13 protein-coding genes are annotated in these 15814 nt (G+C 54.5%); 10 read left to right on the forward strand and 3 right to left on the reverse strand.

What is annotated here, in order from left to right; translation table 11 throughout:
• Nucleotides 1-114: 114 nt before the first annotated feature.
• The 3 genes from DMG62_07075 to fabF all read left to right on the forward strand — a co-directional run bounded on the left by DMG62_07075 (nt 115) and on the right by fabF (nt 2072).
• On the forward strand, nt 115-363 hold the full coding sequence (locus tag DMG62_07075; protein ID PYY23735.1) for an acyl carrier protein: 249 nt from the start codon (nt 115-117) through the stop codon (nt 361-363).
• Nucleotides 364-579: 216 nt separating this feature from the next.
• Nucleotides 580-825 (forward strand): acyl carrier protein, encoded by a 246-nt coding sequence (locus tag DMG62_07080; GenBank protein ID PYY23736.1) that lies wholly within the window; start codon nt 580-582, stop codon nt 823-825.
• Nucleotides 826-827: 2 nt separating this feature from the next.
• Nucleotides 828-2072, forward strand: a complete 1245-nt coding sequence (gene fabF / locus DMG62_07085) for a beta-ketoacyl-[acyl-carrier-protein] synthase II (GenBank protein PYY23737.1) — start codon at nt 828-830, stop codon at nt 2070-2072.
• Between the two features lie 108 nt (nt 2073-2180).
• Here fabF and DMG62_07090 read toward each other — a convergent pair whose 3' ends face one another.
• Complete coding sequence (locus DMG62_07090; GenBank protein ID PYY23738.1) at nt 2181-3188, reverse strand: hypothetical protein; 1008 nt, start codon at nt 3186-3188, stop codon at nt 2181-2183.
• Between the two features lie 344 nt (nt 3189-3532).
• Between DMG62_07090 and DMG62_07095 the strand changes: the two genes are divergently transcribed.
• The 3 genes from DMG62_07095 (at nt 3533) to DMG62_07105 (ending at nt 5825) form a co-directional block, all read left to right on the forward strand.
• On the forward strand, nt 3533-4360 hold the full coding sequence (locus tag DMG62_07095; protein PYY23739.1) for a hypothetical protein: 828 nt from the start codon (nt 3533-3535) through the stop codon (nt 4358-4360).
• A gap of 2 nt (nt 4361-4362) precedes the next feature.
• On the forward strand, nt 4363-5130 hold the full coding sequence (locus DMG62_07100) for a hypothetical protein (protein ID PYY23740.1): 768 nt from the start codon (nt 4363-4365) through the stop codon (nt 5128-5130).
• Nucleotides 5131-5222: 92 nt separating this feature from the next.
• Nucleotides 5223-5825: a superoxide dismutase gene (locus DMG62_07105; GenBank protein ID PYY23741.1), complete on the forward strand. Its 603-nt coding sequence runs from the start codon at nt 5223-5225 to the stop codon at nt 5823-5825.
• Between the two features lie 418 nt (nt 5826-6243).
• Here the strand turns inward: DMG62_07105 and DMG62_07110 are convergent, their stop codons facing one another.
• Nucleotides 6244-7668: a phosphohydrolase gene (locus tag DMG62_07110; protein PYY23742.1), complete on the reverse strand. Its 1425-nt coding sequence runs from the start codon at nt 7666-7668 to the stop codon at nt 6244-6246.
• Between the two features lie 12 nt (nt 7669-7680).
• Here DMG62_07110 and tsaD point away from each other — a divergent pair, with 12 nt between their 5' ends.
• A complete protein-coding gene (gene tsaD / locus DMG62_07115; GenBank protein ID PYY23743.1) occupies nt 7681-8817 on the forward strand; it encodes a tRNA (adenosine(37)-N6)-threonylcarbamoyltransferase complex transferase subunit TsaD in 1137 nt (378 codons plus the stop codon).
• Between the two features lie 46 nt (nt 8818-8863).
• A complete protein-coding gene (locus DMG62_07120) occupies nt 8864-10015 on the forward strand; it encodes a hypothetical protein (GenBank protein PYY23744.1) in 1152 nt (383 codons plus the stop codon).
• A gap of 59 nt (nt 10016-10074) precedes the next feature.
• On the opposite strand, the gene DMG62_07125 is transcribed toward DMG62_07120, so the two are convergent.
• Nucleotides 10075-10959: a hypothetical protein gene (locus tag DMG62_07125; protein ID PYY23745.1), complete on the reverse strand. Its 885-nt coding sequence runs from the start codon at nt 10957-10959 to the stop codon at nt 10075-10077.
• Nucleotides 10960-11594: 635 nt separating this feature from the next.
• Between DMG62_07125 and gyrB the strand changes: the two genes are divergently transcribed.
• Nucleotides 11595-14195, forward strand: a complete 2601-nt coding sequence (gyrB, locus tag DMG62_07130; GenBank protein PYY23778.1) for a DNA topoisomerase (ATP-hydrolyzing) subunit B — start codon at nt 11595-11597, stop codon at nt 14193-14195.
• 131 nt (nt 14196-14326) lie between these two features.
• Nucleotides 14327-15796 (forward strand): cysteine--tRNA ligase, encoded by a 1470-nt coding sequence (locus DMG62_07135; protein PYY23746.1) that lies wholly within the window; start codon nt 14327-14329, stop codon nt 15794-15796.
• Nucleotides 15797-15814: the final 18 nt, after the last annotated feature.

Genomic DNA, 15814 nt, shown 5'->3' on the forward strand with positions numbered 1-15814 from the left:
CGTTCCTCCGTTCCTCCGCATCCGTGAAATAGCCCTCGTCTTGCGCGCTTTTCCCAGCGCCATATAGACTGAGGAGTTTGTGATGTGCACGTTGCGCACACAGGAGGAGTTCGCATGCCTGGGGTACAAGATAAAGTTAAGCAGATCATTGTGGACCAGCTCAGCGTGGAAGAGGGCGAGGTTACACCCAGTGCATCTTTCGTCGACGATCTCGGCGCCGATTCGCTTGACCGCGTAGAACTTATCATGGCCTTCGAGGAAGCTTTCGATCTCGAAATTCCGGACGAAGAAGCCGAGAAGATCAAGACTGTGCAGGACGCCGTCAGCTACATTGAGAAAAATTCCAAAATAGCCAAGCAATAGGAATCGATTCGGATGAACGATTCTCTCGATGGCCTCAAGTTTGAAGTTGATGATGGCTTTCGACATAGAAATTCCTGACGATCAGATAGAAACCGTCCGAAGCATGGATCATGGCCATACAGCTGATTGATCGGTTAAAAATAGAGCAGGAGAAAAAGAAATCCAACAAAAAGTGGTAGCGGTTGCAGTCACATCCCAGAAGAGCGAGGAACGCGAATGGCCGCAGTAGACGAGAAGGTTAAGCAGATTATTGTGGAGCAACTTGGCGTCGATGAAGGTGAAGTCACCCCCAACGCGTCGTTCGTGGACGACCTTGGCGCCGACTCGCTCGATACTGTCGAACTCGTGATGGCATTCGAAGAGGCCTTCGACATTGAAATTCCTGACGAGGAGGCTGAGAAGATCAAGACGGTAAAGAACGCCATCGACTACATAAACGCCCACGCGAAAGGTGGCAAGTAAGCTTGAGTCGTAGGGTCGTCGTCACTGGATTGGGCCTGATTTGCGCGGTGGGCAACACCAGTGCGGAGGCTTGGACGAATCTACTGGCAGGCAAGAGCGGCGTTGCGACCATCACCGGTTTTGATACCAGCGGGTACGCCTGCACCATCGCCGCCGAGGTCAAGAACTTCGATCCACTAAATTTCATCGAGAAAAAAGAGGCCCGCAAAATGGGCCGGTTCATTCATCTGTGCATGGCGGCTACAGATGAAGCGGTAAAGATGTCGGGCTTAAATATCACATCTGATATTGCCGAGCGCGTAGGCGTACACATCGGCTCCGGCATTGGCGGATTTGACATCATCGAGCGCGAGCACTCGAACCTGCTCAAGGGCGGTCCGCGCAAGATCTCGCCATTTTTCATTCCCGCGGCGATCATCAATCTTGCTGCTGGACATGTGAGCATTCGCTACAACGCCAAGGGGCCGAACGAGGCGACAGCCACGGCCTGCACGACGAGCGCACATTCGATAGGCGACGCATACAAAATCATCGCGCGTGGCGACGCGGACGTGATGATCGCCGGCGGTACCGAAGCTGCGATAACTCCGATGGGCGTTGGCGGGTTTGCGGCTATGCGCGCACTCTCTACGCGAAATGATTGTCCAGAAAAGGCAAGCCGGCCGTTCGATATCGATCGCGACGGTTTCGTGATTGGTGAGGGTGCAGGCATCCTGATTCTCGAGGACCTGGAGTTCGCCCGCCGACGTGGAGCGACTCTCATGGCCGAAATAATCGGCTACGGCATGAGCGCTGACGCATACCACATCACTCAACCTGCCGAAGAAGGCGAAGGCGGGTATCGCGTGATGCTGAATGCGCTGCGCGACGCCAAGCTCAAACCGGAGCAGGTGGATTACATCAACGTGCACGGCACTTCGACCCCATTGGGAGACGTGCTCGAAACCAAAGCCATCAAGCACGCTTTCGGAGAACATGCCAGCAACGGCCTTGCCGTAAGCTCCACCAAATCCATGACCGGACATCTGCTCGGGGGGGCCGGCGGCCTCGAAGCGGGAATTACCGTTTTGGCATTACGCGACCAGATGCTTCCACCGACGATTAATCTCGACAATCCAGATCCGGAATGCGATTTGGATTACATCCCGAATAAGTCGCGCAAAGCCGAAGTCAATATCGCGCTCTCGAACTCGTTTGGATTCGGCGGGACTAATGGCTCGCTGATTTTCCGCCGCTGGGCTGGCTAGAATCTTCAACTAGTCCTCAAAAATAAAGAAGTCGAACCAAACTCTGCGGTACAGCAGCCTCGGCCGTCTTCGTTAGAGCAGACAGCCGAGGCTGCCTTTGCCGCAAGTCTAAGAGCGCACTGCGCACGCGAGTATGAAATTTCCATCGCGGCTCTCCCATTGAGATTCAATCCGGAATCCTGCGTCCCCAACTAAACTGAGAAGACCATCTCGATTCGCGTACTTGATCGAGCTGCTCATCCTCAGCGTCTCTCCTTCGGGAATCTCAATGATATGAGCACCGATGTTTACACGCAGATCGCGGGTCGCGGTGAAATGCTTTGTAACTGCGAACAGACCGTCACCTGCTGCCGCAGTAGAAAATTCCAGCTTGCCGTCGTTTTCCGTAATGCCAACTCCAGTGAGCGGGCCCCACGCAAAACGCCGGTTGGTCGGATTATCGTAGCCTGCAAGCGTTTGCTCGTTGAACATCTCGCCATCAAAGAGGAACCGGTCCTGGCTGCGCATATGAGTTCGCAGACGTCGGGGAAAGTTGTGTGGATCGAATGCTCCAAGAGTGTTACCCAAAACTGAGAGCAAAACGGGCCCCTCGAAGCTCTCGGCGGCGCCGACCGCCGCAGCTAAATGGCCTTCATCGAAAATATCGAGCTTGCAGCCGAGACTTGACTGGACAATTCCGTCCACCTGATCGGCAGCAAGTTCGAGCAACGGCTGACTGAAATCGGCAGCCACGTAATTCAATAGATAGCCCTGGTTGGCGAATTGCTCAAGCAAGACGCGATCCTTGCTTCCCTCGCCGCATCCGAGACCGCAGAGCGTGCGAATGTGAGGAAGCTGTCGGCCCAGGTCACTAGCCGCCAGATTCAGCACCTCGAGTGCGCGACTCGCGTTTACATATTCGGTTGAACGGCACAGATCGACCCACGCCTGAACCGACGATGGCAGCCAGTAAAACAGGTGCTCCGGCAGATATCGCTGCTGAAAGGCGATTTGTAGTTGTTCAGCAATTTCCTGCTCGCGCAGCAGCACGATGGTATAGAAAGGCAATTTCGTTGGACCGGGTGCCGAATTGGAAGCCATCTCAACCGCATTGTATCGGGCGCCAGATCCCGCCAATCCCAGTCAGGGATGTAAAAACTGCTCAATTTGCCCAAATTCGGCCGCTCTGAGAGAATTTCGCACACCGGTTTGGACTTCTGAAGCATCTAGTCACTGGCTGTAACACAATTCGGAGAATTACAAGGAGAAACTGAATGAAGATTATCGAGATCAGCGAAGTAGCTCCGACAAGTCACTCCAATTTAAGACTGGTTGAGACCGCCGAGGTGGCCCCGACCTGTCACAACGGCCTAAAGCTGGTTGAGAGCACTGAGGTCGCTCCCACCTGCCACTGATTGAGCGCATGCTAGAGACGCTGTCCGCCGTGGCGGCGGACTGCGTCTCTAGGTTGCTGAGTGCACATGCCACAAATTCCTCAAAACCGGCTCTCGATCGGCACCTTCTACAATCCACATCTTGCGCAATTTACGCTGGATCATCTTGAGCTAATCGATCATCTTTCGATGGCAGATCCGCCGGCTGCGGAGGATGAATTCTTTCCGGAAATTCAGCGACAATTCCCGCTCCTGCTGCACGACTATCTAGGACAGCTTTCCGATCCGCTCAGCGAATTTGCACTCGCGCGCGCGCGTGAGCTGCAGCAGCGCTACCAGGGCCCATGGATTGCCGAGCACTTCCAATGTCTGCACACGGAGGAGCGAGCGCGATCGCTCGATTATGTTTTTCCTCCGCTCTATACAGAAGAATTTCTGCAGCGTTTTTGCGAAAACGCTTTCATCCTGCGCGACGCAGTCAGCGCGCCTCTCGTGATGGAAAACATTCCCGGTTTCTTTTCGGTGCGGCGCGCGCAGATGAGCGAGGCTGAATTTCTGCGGCGATTCTTTGAACAAACCGGTTGTGGATTCCTTATCGACGTACCGCACACATGGCTGGCCGCCAACTATCGGGGCGCGGATCCTCGACAATATCTAGAAGATTTCCCTCTGGATCGTGTGGTTGAGATTCACGTCGCTGGCGTCGAGTACAACAGTGACTTGCAGGGCCCGTGGATTGCGCCGACTCCGCCAACAGATGAGATTCTCGACGTTGCGTGCTGGGTCGCCGAGCGTGCCCCCGATTTGCGTGCTGTGACCGTCGACGTCTTCTCTCCAACGGTAACTGCCGCTCAACTTGAGGACAGCATGTGTCGCACGCGGGCTGCCTTCACTACGACTGCCGCAGCGAGCTAATCATGTCTTCGACGCAGCGTGGATTCGGTCAATCGTCGGATCGCCATCTTCAGGATCAGGTTATCCACTATCTGACCGATGCCGGCTTGCGATCTGGCAGCAACGATGTCGATTTCCTGGATGCGAACGAAGCCGAGCGCGCAGAACGCTTCTCGCGCTTTCTCGCGCGACGGTATTACCGCGATCGTCTTCATCGGGGATTTCGGTACTCGGCACGTTTGCTCGGATCCGAACACGCCCCGGCAAACCTCATGGAAACTCCAGCTTTTGATCTCATCCTGAAGAGCTGTGTTTTAGGATCGCTCGTCACAGCGAGAGCGGTCGGTGACCTTGTGCTCTCGGAATTCGAAGGAAAACGATCCGAGGGTTGGTGGACCGAGCTGCTGCAATACGAGTTCGCATTCTTTGTACAGCTTGCTGCTTCTGAACCGACTCCGGCGAGCAGCTTTCCGCAGCGCAGCCTGTCAACTGTGATTCGCGAATTTCAGTTTTCTCTTCCCGAGATATTTGAGAGTCTGAGGAAAAGACGGGTTCCAGAAATTACGCGACTCGTCTCAACGACGCTGCTGTTTTCGAGAACTCATCATGGCACAATCTATGTCGTCCAGCTCGATGCCCTCGCGTGCGCAGTGATGCATGCGGTAAATGGATCTCGTCAGCCTGCGGAGATCGCCGAGTGTGCTGGTGCCTCACAAGCGGAAACAAACCGAATCCTTGAAGATCTTGTGAGCATCGGTGCAGTGTTGCCTCGTCTCAATAAGGCAGCTTGAACACGACCCAAACCTGCACGACAACTCTGCGATTGATTTATCATCGCCGGTTGGCCTTCGCGGGCTGAACTTGTTAAATAAAGGAGAAAGCCGTGGCGCACTCACTTCCGCCGCTTCCATACGACTATTCCGCGCTGGAGCCTACCATAGACGCCCAAACCATGACTCTGCATCACGATAAACATCATGCCGCTTACGTGAACAATTTGAACGCTGCGCTGGAGAAACATCCGCACCTTGGCAACAAGAGTATTGAAGATTTACTGCGCGACATCAACAGTCTTCCTGAAGATATTCGCGCCGCTGTTCGCAACAATGCCGGTGGACACATGAATCACACGATGTTCTGGCAGATCATGAAGCAGAAAGGCGGAGGTCCTCCTACAGGCCGCATTGGCGAGGAGATCAAGAAAACATTCGGCAGTTTTGAAGACTTCCAAAAGCAATTTAATGACGCCGGAGTTAAGCGCTTTGGCAGCGGATGGGTGTGGCTGGTACGCAGTAAAGCCGGGAAGCTGGAAATCATTTCCACGGCCAATCAGGATAATCCCATTGTGGATGGTCATCATGCCATTATGGGAAATGACGTCTGGGAGCACGCGTATTACTTAAAGTATCAGAACCGGCGTCCCGACTACTTGGCAGCCTGGTGGAACGTCGTGAATTGGGATGGAGTTAACCAGCGATTTAAGTAAGACTGCAGCCTTCTCTGAAAGCATAAAGGCCGCTCAGCTTGTGAGCGGCCTTTTCCTCTGTACCCCTGTTTTATCTTCTGAATTCGCTCCTTGGCTGGCTCAGTGCAATCAACTCACCCAGGAGAATCTGGCTCCATGTCCTTACCCACGAATACATGAGTCTGCGCGCTTGTCTGATCATCTGCATGATGAACGTTACCCCGAAGACATTGGAAGTGTTGATGATTCGTTGATTCGGATGAGAGTTGGCACCAGCGAGTTACCAAGTCACTCAATCGTAGGCATGAAAATTGAAAGCTGCTGTTACAAGTTCGTAACGGACGAAATGTGATTTCGATCAAGAGCTCTCGATTGCTTGCATTTAGCGCATGCAAGACGAGCTGCTGGCACAGGAGTTTGTTTGCTTGCATGTTCGGCTTTACTGTTTCTCGAAATTCGTCTGCACGAACGACATCGCCTCCTCGCGAGTGTGCAACACTCCTTCAAGTTGAGCATCCTCAACCGCCTGCAGCACGGTGCGAAATTGCGGGCCGGGCTTCCAGCCCTGCTCAATTAGATCCAGCCCTGTGATGAGTGGTCTCGGCCGGATCTCTTCCTCTGGCGTGTTCTCCAGCTTCTCCCGCACAAACTCGTATAACGAGAGGTCGCAGTGGCTGGCTGAACAATCTAGGCGATGGAGTTCCAGGTGCTCTTCGAAATGAGGCAACCGAATGAATCGCTTAAGCGTAGACTCTTTCATCTTCGCTACGTCAGCGAAGCGCATATGGTTCGCAACCAGTGCGCTCACCTGCTCGGTGACTTCGTTCGGGAATCGCAAGCGCCTGCAGATCTCTACCGCCATCCGGGTTCCCACTTCGGCATGCTGATCGAAACGAATGCGATCCGGTGCGACGCGAAACGTAGGCGGTTTGCCGATATCGTGCAGCAGCACTCCCCAGGCCAGAGACTTCGAGCAACCATTCTCTACGCCCTCCAGAAGTATCAACGTATGAATCCAGACATCTCCCTCAGGGTGATACTGTGGCGGCTGCTCCACACCTTTAAGGGCGCTTACCTCAGGCAATACTTCCACGAGGAGCCCGGTCGCATCGAGCAGCTCAAAGCAGCGGCGTGCGTGGCCTTCAGTGAGCATCTTATCCAGTTCGTCGCGAATGCGCTCACGACTTACTTGATAAATCCCCCGCGCTAACTCCTGAATAGCCGTCATCGTGCTCGGTTCGATCTCGTAGCCGAGACGGGCAGCAAATCTTACCGCGCGCATCATTCGCAGCTTGTCCTCACGAAAGCGTTGGCGAGGATCGCCGATCGTGCGGATGATCTTACGTTCCAAATCGGAACGTCCGCCAACGTAATCGATAACCTCGCTGCTTAAGGGATCCAGCAACAGACCATTGATAGTGAAGTCTCTGCGCTGCACGTCCTCGCGCGCAGTCTCGGAGTATCGAACTGCGTCCGGATGGCGACCATCGCTGTATCCAACGTCGCTCCGGTAAGTCGCCACCTCGATGTGGATCGGGTTGCTTTCGGCATGATCAGCGCCGACGACAACCAGGACAACTCCAAACTGAGCTCCAACCCCGATAGTGTTCGGAAAGAGTGCCATCACCTGCTCAGGATGGGCGCTCGTAGTAATGTCGTAGTCCTGAGGAGGAAGGCCAAGCAGCAGATCGCGCACGCACCCGCCAACAAAGTACGCACTATTGCCACGAGCACGGAGCTGCCGTACAACCCCAAGGGCCGAGGCTTTCGCTGACTCGGCTCGTCCCTGCAAAGCGGAATGTGTCGACGTTTTCACGATTAGACGATTATCAACTCTGCTTTCGCAGCTCCTGCCCTTTATCATAAGGAATCGACGATGCTAATCCTTGGAATTGAGAGCTCGTGCGACGAAACTGCCGCGGCCATCGTGCGCGATGGCGAGCAAGTGCTCTCAAACGTAGTTGCCTCGCAGATCGCAACTCACATGCCTTATGGTGGAGTAGTGCCGGAACTCGCCTCGCGCGAGCACCTACGCGCGATCGTTCCGGTCGTGCGCGAGGCGCTGAGCCGTGCCGAAATCAGACTAGATCAGGTAGATGCCCTCGCCGTAACCCAGGGTCCGGGATTGGCGGGATCGCTTCTGGTAGGTATCACGTACGCCAAAGCGCTTTCATTTGCGCTCTCGAAACCAGTGATAGCCGTCAATCACCTCGAAGGACACATCCATGCTGTTCTGCTCGAGCATCGGCAGAGCACTACCAGAGACCTCTCTCTGCCGGCGCTTGCGCTTGTGGTCTCTGGCGGACACACGCACCTATATGCAGTCCATCGTTCCAAAGCGGGAACTTGGCAATATCGCAGCGTCGGCCACACGCTGGACGACGCAGCAGGGGAGGCGTTCGACAAAGTGGCAAAGCTCCTCGCACTGAGCTATCCCGGCGGACCAATCATCGAGGCATTAGCGAAGCACGGAAACCCTTGCGCGATAGCGATGCCCCAATCGCAAATCAAAGCCCAGGAGAAGCGCAGGGTTCGCGGAGAAGATCAAACGCAGCGGTATGACTTCTCTTTCAGCGGCATAAAGACGGCCGTCCTACGTTTTGTAGAAATGCACGCGATGCAGGCCTCAATCGAGAAGCGCGCTCGGGCGCTCGCGAAGGCTTCTACTCCGCGGCCCGAAGACTTTCTGCCGCACCTCGATCAGCTCACGCTGGACCTGATTGCGTCCTTTCAGGATGCGGTCATCAGGGATTTGGTTGGGAAAACTCTGCGAGCGGCTGAGGACATGGAAGTGGAATCTCTCATCGTGAGCGGCGGTGTCGCTTCAAACGAAACCCTGCGAACGGAATTCGTCAAACGCGGGGAGGCAGAGGGCATCAGTGTTTTCTTTCCATCCCCTGTGCTTTCAACCGACAATGCGGCGATGATCGCAGCCGCTGCCTATCCGAAACTACTGGCGCACGAGTTTGCGGCGGAACACTTCTCAGCACAGGCGTCCCTTGCCCTCGGATAATCAGCCAATCGCCGTCACAATATCGCATGATAGATTAAAAAATTCGATGACGACCCGCAGACCGCGGTTTAAGATCCAAAAAGCGCAGAAGATAGCCGCGGCACTGCTGATGCTCTTTATCATTCAATGTCTGTGGCTCGTCTCGCACTTACCGCTCACGATGTCGGAAACGCGCAGTGCCCTGGCCGGACAATCGCTGTGGTCTTCTCAACAGCTTGCAGGTAGCAGTTCCCCTCTGATTCCCGGCGATAGCATTCTGGAACTACGATGTGCTGGCTTGCTCCCGTGGCTTGCGAAGAACTGGGCTGGAAACAAAAAGGCATTCAGCATCTATGCCGCTCCCAATCGTTGGCTCGTGAGAATGCCGTTCGTGGTATTTGGCACATGGCTCGGGGCTGCTTTGTGGTGGGTGGCGCGCCGCATTTTTGGCAATGAAGGCGGTTATGTGGCCCTCGGTCTCTACTGCACTAGTGCAGCGATGTTGCTGGCGAGTGCGACAGTGAACTCGGGAATTCTCGCGGCGTGGGGACTCTTCGGACTCGTTTATACGGCGATCGGGGTGGCTCATACGCTGTACGCGCCACCACGGAAATGGCGGCCGCGAATTGTACTCTTCGGCCTCGCGATCGGATTAACCGCCGCCGCGAACGTAAGCGCAGCGCTTGCAGGCTTGGCGTTTGCCGCCGTATTCATGCTCTATCTGGCTCCTGGGCGAAGAATAGCAACCCTCGGGATTCTCGTAGTGAGCAGCTTCATTGGAGCGGTTGTTTTTCTGTTGTGTTTCGGGCTTAACAGTCAAGATTTCTCGGCCGCTGCTCTTCTCCCAAACCGGGAATATATCCGTTTGACGACAGCGAGGATGACCTCGCTCTTCGCCGTCCCGGGGGGCACCCTTGAGATCCTCGCTTTTGTAAGCTGCGTTTTTGTATTTGTGGTTTGGAGGCGCGCACGATATTTTGGGAATGCGTCTGCTCTCATAGTCAGCCTGCTGATTCCTTGGTGGCCGGGACAATTCGCCGCTGGCAGTTCCGGTATCTGGGCGATCCCATTTTTGCTTATTTTTGTCGGTGGAATCTATGCGGACCTGCTTGGGCCGCACTTCTGCGCTACACGGTTTCGTCGGCACGTAGCTGTAACCGCGATTTTCCTGATCGCAGCAAGCGCGGTATTCAGCCTCATGGTGGTCACAGGCGCATAGCTGGAATAGAAAAGGCCGTTCCTGACGGAACGGCCTCTCTGATGACAATCTCAGGACCTCTAAACGACGCGCTGCTGGCGACGTTCGACCAGCATCTCTTTCTGCATAACCTGCTCAACCATGCGCTCAACGCTCGGCATGAATGGTTCCGTCGGCATGTTGAGTGCGACGCGCCCACCGCTGTGTCCCAGTGCAAGTGCAACTTCGTTCCACCGTAACAGCGGTGAAGTGACCGGAATATGCAGCGATTCGGGAGCAGGCTCCGGTTGCACGAGATAACCCACCCAAACCAGAAGCGACACAAAGTAAACGACTGGAGGCAACTGGCCCCACATGTGGAGCTTACTCACGTGAGAAGTAGCGGCAGCACTGTAAACAATCAATTGGAAGAAGGCGTCAATGCCGAACCCGAGTGCAAACCCGAATATCCGGTTCTTTCTCGACATGCCGAGGTGCTGAGATCCCATGAATAGGAACAGGAGCAGAGCGCACTCCATCAGACGCACAATCTTCTCGAAGTCGTAGATGCCGACAATCAGCCAGTTGAATTTGATCGGCTGGGAGGCAGGTGTGGTGACAAATACCAGGAATCCAACCAACAAGATGGAAGCTGCGGCCCACTTGAAAACGACCTTAGCGAGATCCTGTAAACCGGCGAACGGTTTAAAGGCAGCGCAGAAGATCTCGTACAGAACTGCGATCTTGAACATATCCGCCATTGCTGTACCAACCCAGTAACTCGCGTAATACGTCCACGATTGCTGCGAAGAATAGTGGTAGCAGAGAAAAAGGACACCGTTCTTAATTACTTGGAATGCCAGGAACGATGCGAAGAACCTGAATTGGTTCAACAGGTTGCGTCGATAGAGCGCAAAAATGCACAAGGACTGCAGGATTGGAGCGGCAGCCCAGATCAAGATCGACTGAAGCGAGAGGGCGGGCATAGGTCACCTGTTCGCGAGGAGGATAGCCTTTCACCCGCCCTACATCAAGCCAAATTCTTGTCTGTTAGTAACCAGTACCTACTAGTTACTAGTTGAGGGCGCAAACGCCCGGAGGGCACATCGGAACGGGTTCAGCGCCACTTCCCAGCTGGCTCTTCGTGTTGTTCGTGGAAGCAGCAGCCACAGCAGCGGCCATAACGATAGTGGCGAACAGCAGACGGAGCGACTTTTTCATGGGAATCTCCCTAAGAGTTATGAGTAATCCTCATTACCAACGTAATCCGGTAACTGGTTACTTTCGTTTGGGACAATACCAACAGGTGCCGAATTTGAAAACAGTTATTTCTGTGGAAAACTGTGGAAAACTCCGCCCTATTTTTCCAATTTGCAACACAAAATGGCGAGGGCTTTGGGCGATCCCAAGGCTGATTTACGACTCGAAATCAGGCGCTCAGATATGCTAAAATGAGGAGGTCGAAAAAGGCCATAAATCCCTGAATTATCAACTATTTTCCGGCTCAAACTTCCCGCCTCTTCAGCGGGTTCGGCGCGCTCCTCAGCGCGTGATTTAGAGGGCTTAAAACCAGCTTAGATGGGGTCCCCAAGTGAAAGAAGCAGCGATCAGGTCGCAAGAGATAGTGGAAGAAGAGCAGAGCTCAGCCAAGGAAACGAAGCCCAAAAAGGCCAATGGCGGCACGAATGGCGAATATACCGCCGATTCCATCAAGGCTCTCGAAGGATTAGAGGCTGTTCGGCTTCGCCCGGCGATGTACATCGGATCTACGGGAGAGATGGGGCTGCATCATCTCGTCTACGAAGTTGTCGACAATTCTGTTGACGAAGCTCTGGCTGGCTATGCTGATCGCATAGACGTCACGATCCACATCGACAACTCCATCACCGTAGTCGACAACGGCCGCGGCATTCCAGTCGACGACATGGAGTATCACGGCGAAAAACTTCCCGCAGCACAGGTAGTACTTACGGTTCTGCATGCTGGCGGGAAGTTCGATTCGTCAACTTACAAAGTCTCAGGTGGTCTGCATGGCGTGGGCGTGAGCGTCGTTAACGCACTCTCGCATCAGCTCGAACTCGAGATCTGGCGCGACGGTTTCGTTTGGGAACAGGGTTACACAAAGGGACTGCCAACGACGAAGTTCAAAAAGACTGGCACCACGAAGAAGCGTGGCACCAAGGTGCACTTCCTACCCGATAAGGAAATCTTCTCGAGTATTGAGTACAACTACGACACGCTGGCGCAGCGTCTTCGCGAGCTCGCGTTTCTCAACAAGGGCCTTAGTATCACGCTAACGGACGAGCGTGCCACAGATTCCAAGACAGGCGAGGCCAAGCAGGCAGAATTCAAATACACCGGCGGTATCGCCGAATTCGTGAAGCACCTCAACCGCGGGAAGCAGGTCCTTCACGACAAAGCAATCTACATGGAAGCCGAACGCGATGGAGTTGGCATGGAGATCGCGCTGCAATACAACGACGGCTATTCCGAATCAGTTTTTTCTTTTGCGAATAACATCAACACGGTCGATGGGGGTGCACATCTTTCCGGTTTCAGAACGGCATTAACGCGTACGATCAACTACGCCGGCGGCAGCAAGCAGCTGGCCCTGCTCAAAGACACTGAAAGCCTCTCCGGCGACGACGTGCGCGAAGGACTCATTGCCGTTGTCAGCGTGAAGCTCTCGCAGCCTCAATTCGAGGGACAAACCAAGGGCAAGCTCAACTCAGATATCGCCGGCACAGTGCAGGCATTTGTAAACGAGCGCCTAGGGGCTTTTCTCGAACAGAATCCAACAATTGCGCGCCGCATTATCAACAAAGCCATTGAAGCCGCCCGCGCGCGTGAAGCAGCGCGTAAAGCTCGCGACCTAACGCGCCGTAAAGGCGCGCTCGATGGCGGAGGGCTCCCCGGCAAGCTCGCCGATTGTTCGGAGCGCAGTGCGGATCGTTGCGAAATCTATCTCGTGGAAGGTGAGTCCGCCGGCGGAACTGCCAAACAGGGACGCGACCGCCGCTTCCAGGCGATTCTGCCGCTGAAAGGCAAGATTCTGAATGTCGAGAAGGCACGTTACGACAAGATGCTGGGACACGAAGAAATCCGCGCCATGATCACGGCCCTAGGTTGCGGGATCGGCAAAGACGATTTCGATCCTGCACGGCTTCGCTATGGCAAAGTAATCCTCATGACCGATGCTGACGTGGACGGATCGCACATTCGCACGCTGCTGCTCACGTTCTTCTTCCGCCACATGACCGAGCTGATCAAGCGTGGCCACGTATACATTGCGCAGCCACCGCTCTATCGCATTAAGAAAGGCAAGTTCGAGCAGTACATCAAAGACGATCGCGAGTTCGTGAAGGTAATGGTCCGCCGCGCGGCCGATGGCATGACCATTCGTTACGGCGAAGGCGCAGCTAAGCTCGAAGGTCCTGAGCTGACAAAGTTCATGACCAAGCTTAACGAGTATCTCGGATTCTTCGACAAGGTCAACAAGCATCTCCGCGAAGAACGCATTACCGAGCTGCTGCCGAAGATTGACTTCACCTCGCGTGCAGATTTTGAGGGTTCCGAAAAAAGCGTTCCCTCAAAGGTCAAAGAAGTGGAAAAGCGAATTAAGTCACTGATGAAGGAAATGGGACTCAAGTCGGTAGAAACGCGTCACGAAGAAGAGCACAATACTTGGCTGGTGAGCTTCGTCGATTCCAACGGCGCCGAGCGGCTGATTAATTGGGAGCTGGTCACCTCTCCCGAGTACCGGCAGATGATCTCCAAGTACAAGCAGATTGCCGCGTACATGGATCCGCCCTTCATCATCGAGCACGCGCCGCGTGCAGAGAAGACCAAAGCAGCCGGCGAGGCGGAAGGTGAAACGCCAATACTCGAAGCCGAAACAGCCAGGCAGGAAAGAGGGACTGCGAAGCGCAAGGTGGCGGTCGAGCCAGTAGAGAAGCAGTCTTCCCGTGAGCTGTTTGACTATGTGCTGAGCCAGGGCAAGAAAGACTACGACGTCCAACGGTATAAAGGCCTCGGTGAAATGACCTCTACGCAGCTCTGGGAGACGACCATGAATCCCGAAGTGCGCAGCCTGATGCAAGTAAAGCTCGAAGACATTGCGGAAACAGAAACGATCTTCACCACGCTGATGGGCGAAGATGTGGAAGCGCGCCGCAAGTTCATCGAGGAAAACGCTCTGGATGTGAAGAACCTGGACATCTGAGTCTTACGTTGCAGCGTAGAGACGCAGCATGCGTCTCTACGCTGCGCATAACACCACACTGCCGCGCGAATTGACCTTCCCTCGCAATCATCCCTAGAATCGAAGATTCTGTCTCAGCCTCCATCTCACGCATGGCGCTCCAAGTTTTCAACACACTTTCAGGTCGCGTCGAAGAGCTAAAAACCGTCGAAGAGAAACACATCCGGATGTACTCTTGCGGGCCTACGGTTTACGATTACGGCCATATCGGGAATTTTCGAACGTTTGTCTTCGTCGATCTCTTCCGCCGCTTCCTCCGGCAGAGCGGATATACGCTCAACCATGTCATGAACATCACTGACGTCGATGACAAGATCATTCGCAATTCTGCCGCTAAGCGCTTAGGTGTGCGCGAGTATGCAGCAAGGTACGAACAGGCGTTTTTTGAAGACATGGAGATGCTCTCGCTCGAGAAACCGGAGCAGATTGCCCGGGCTACGGAACACATTCCCAAAATGGCATCACTGATTGCGCATCTTCAGAAGAAGGACTTTGCCTACAAGACCGACGATGGATCCTACTATTTCCGCATCGCGAGATTCCCGCAATACGGCAAGCTTTCAAAGAAGGACATGACAGCCATCTCCGATGGCGCCCGGGTCGACGTGGATGAGTACGAAAAAGACAGCGTCCGTGACTTTGCCTTGTGGAAGTCTCCGAAGCCAGGCGAGGCGAAGTGGGAAACAGAGATTGGCCCAGGACGCCCGGGCTGGCACATCGAGTGCTCCGCTATGGCCATGGAGTATCTGGGTGACACGCTGGACGTGCATCTTGGCGGCGAGGACCTAATCTTCCCGCATCACGAAAACGAAATCGCGCAATCGGAAGCAGCTACCGGCAAGTCCTTCGCGAATTACTGGATGCACGTGCGTTTCCTGCTGGTCGAAGGCCAGAAGATGTCGAAGAGCCTCGGCAACTTCTACACGCCACGCGACCTGATTCTGAAGGGACACAAGCCGTCATCGATCCGTTATTTGCTATCGTCAGTTCCCTATCAGAAGCAGCTCAACTTTACCTTTGATGGACTCAGGCAGGCCGCCAATTCTGTGGAGCGATTGCGCAACTTCAAGGCGCGTCTCGATAGCGGAAAATTTGCAGCGGGTTCTAATCCGGAAATGGAAGTCCTTGCAAAATCCGCGCGGGCAAAAGTTCGTGCGGCGCTCGATGACGACATGAATACGGCGCAAGCGCTCGCCGCGGTCTTTGACATGGTACGAGAAGCAAATGCTGCCGGTGACAATGGCAAGCTGCTACGCGATAACGTTCCGGCGCTGCAGCGGGCGCTGGCGGATTTCGACGAGATCTTTTCTGTGCTAAACGATGACGATGCCGAGAAGATCAAGCAGGTGCTGCATTGGGCGCGAGCCGAAGGCAAGCCCGCCGGCGCAGCCGTCGTTGAATCAACTCTCAGCGATACTGAAGTGGAAGCCTTGATTGAGCAACGGCAGCAGGCACGCAAATCGCGCGATTTCGCTAAAGCCGATGCGGTGCGTAAGCAACTCGCAAATTCCGGCATAATCATTGAAGACACTAAGGATGGATTGCGCTGGAAGAGGAAGTAATACTTTTGGTAGAGACGC

The organism is Acidobacteriota bacterium, assembly GCA_003225175.1.
Taxonomy (GTDB): Bacteria; Acidobacteriota; Terriglobia; order Terriglobales; family Acidobacteriaceae; genus Gp1-AA112.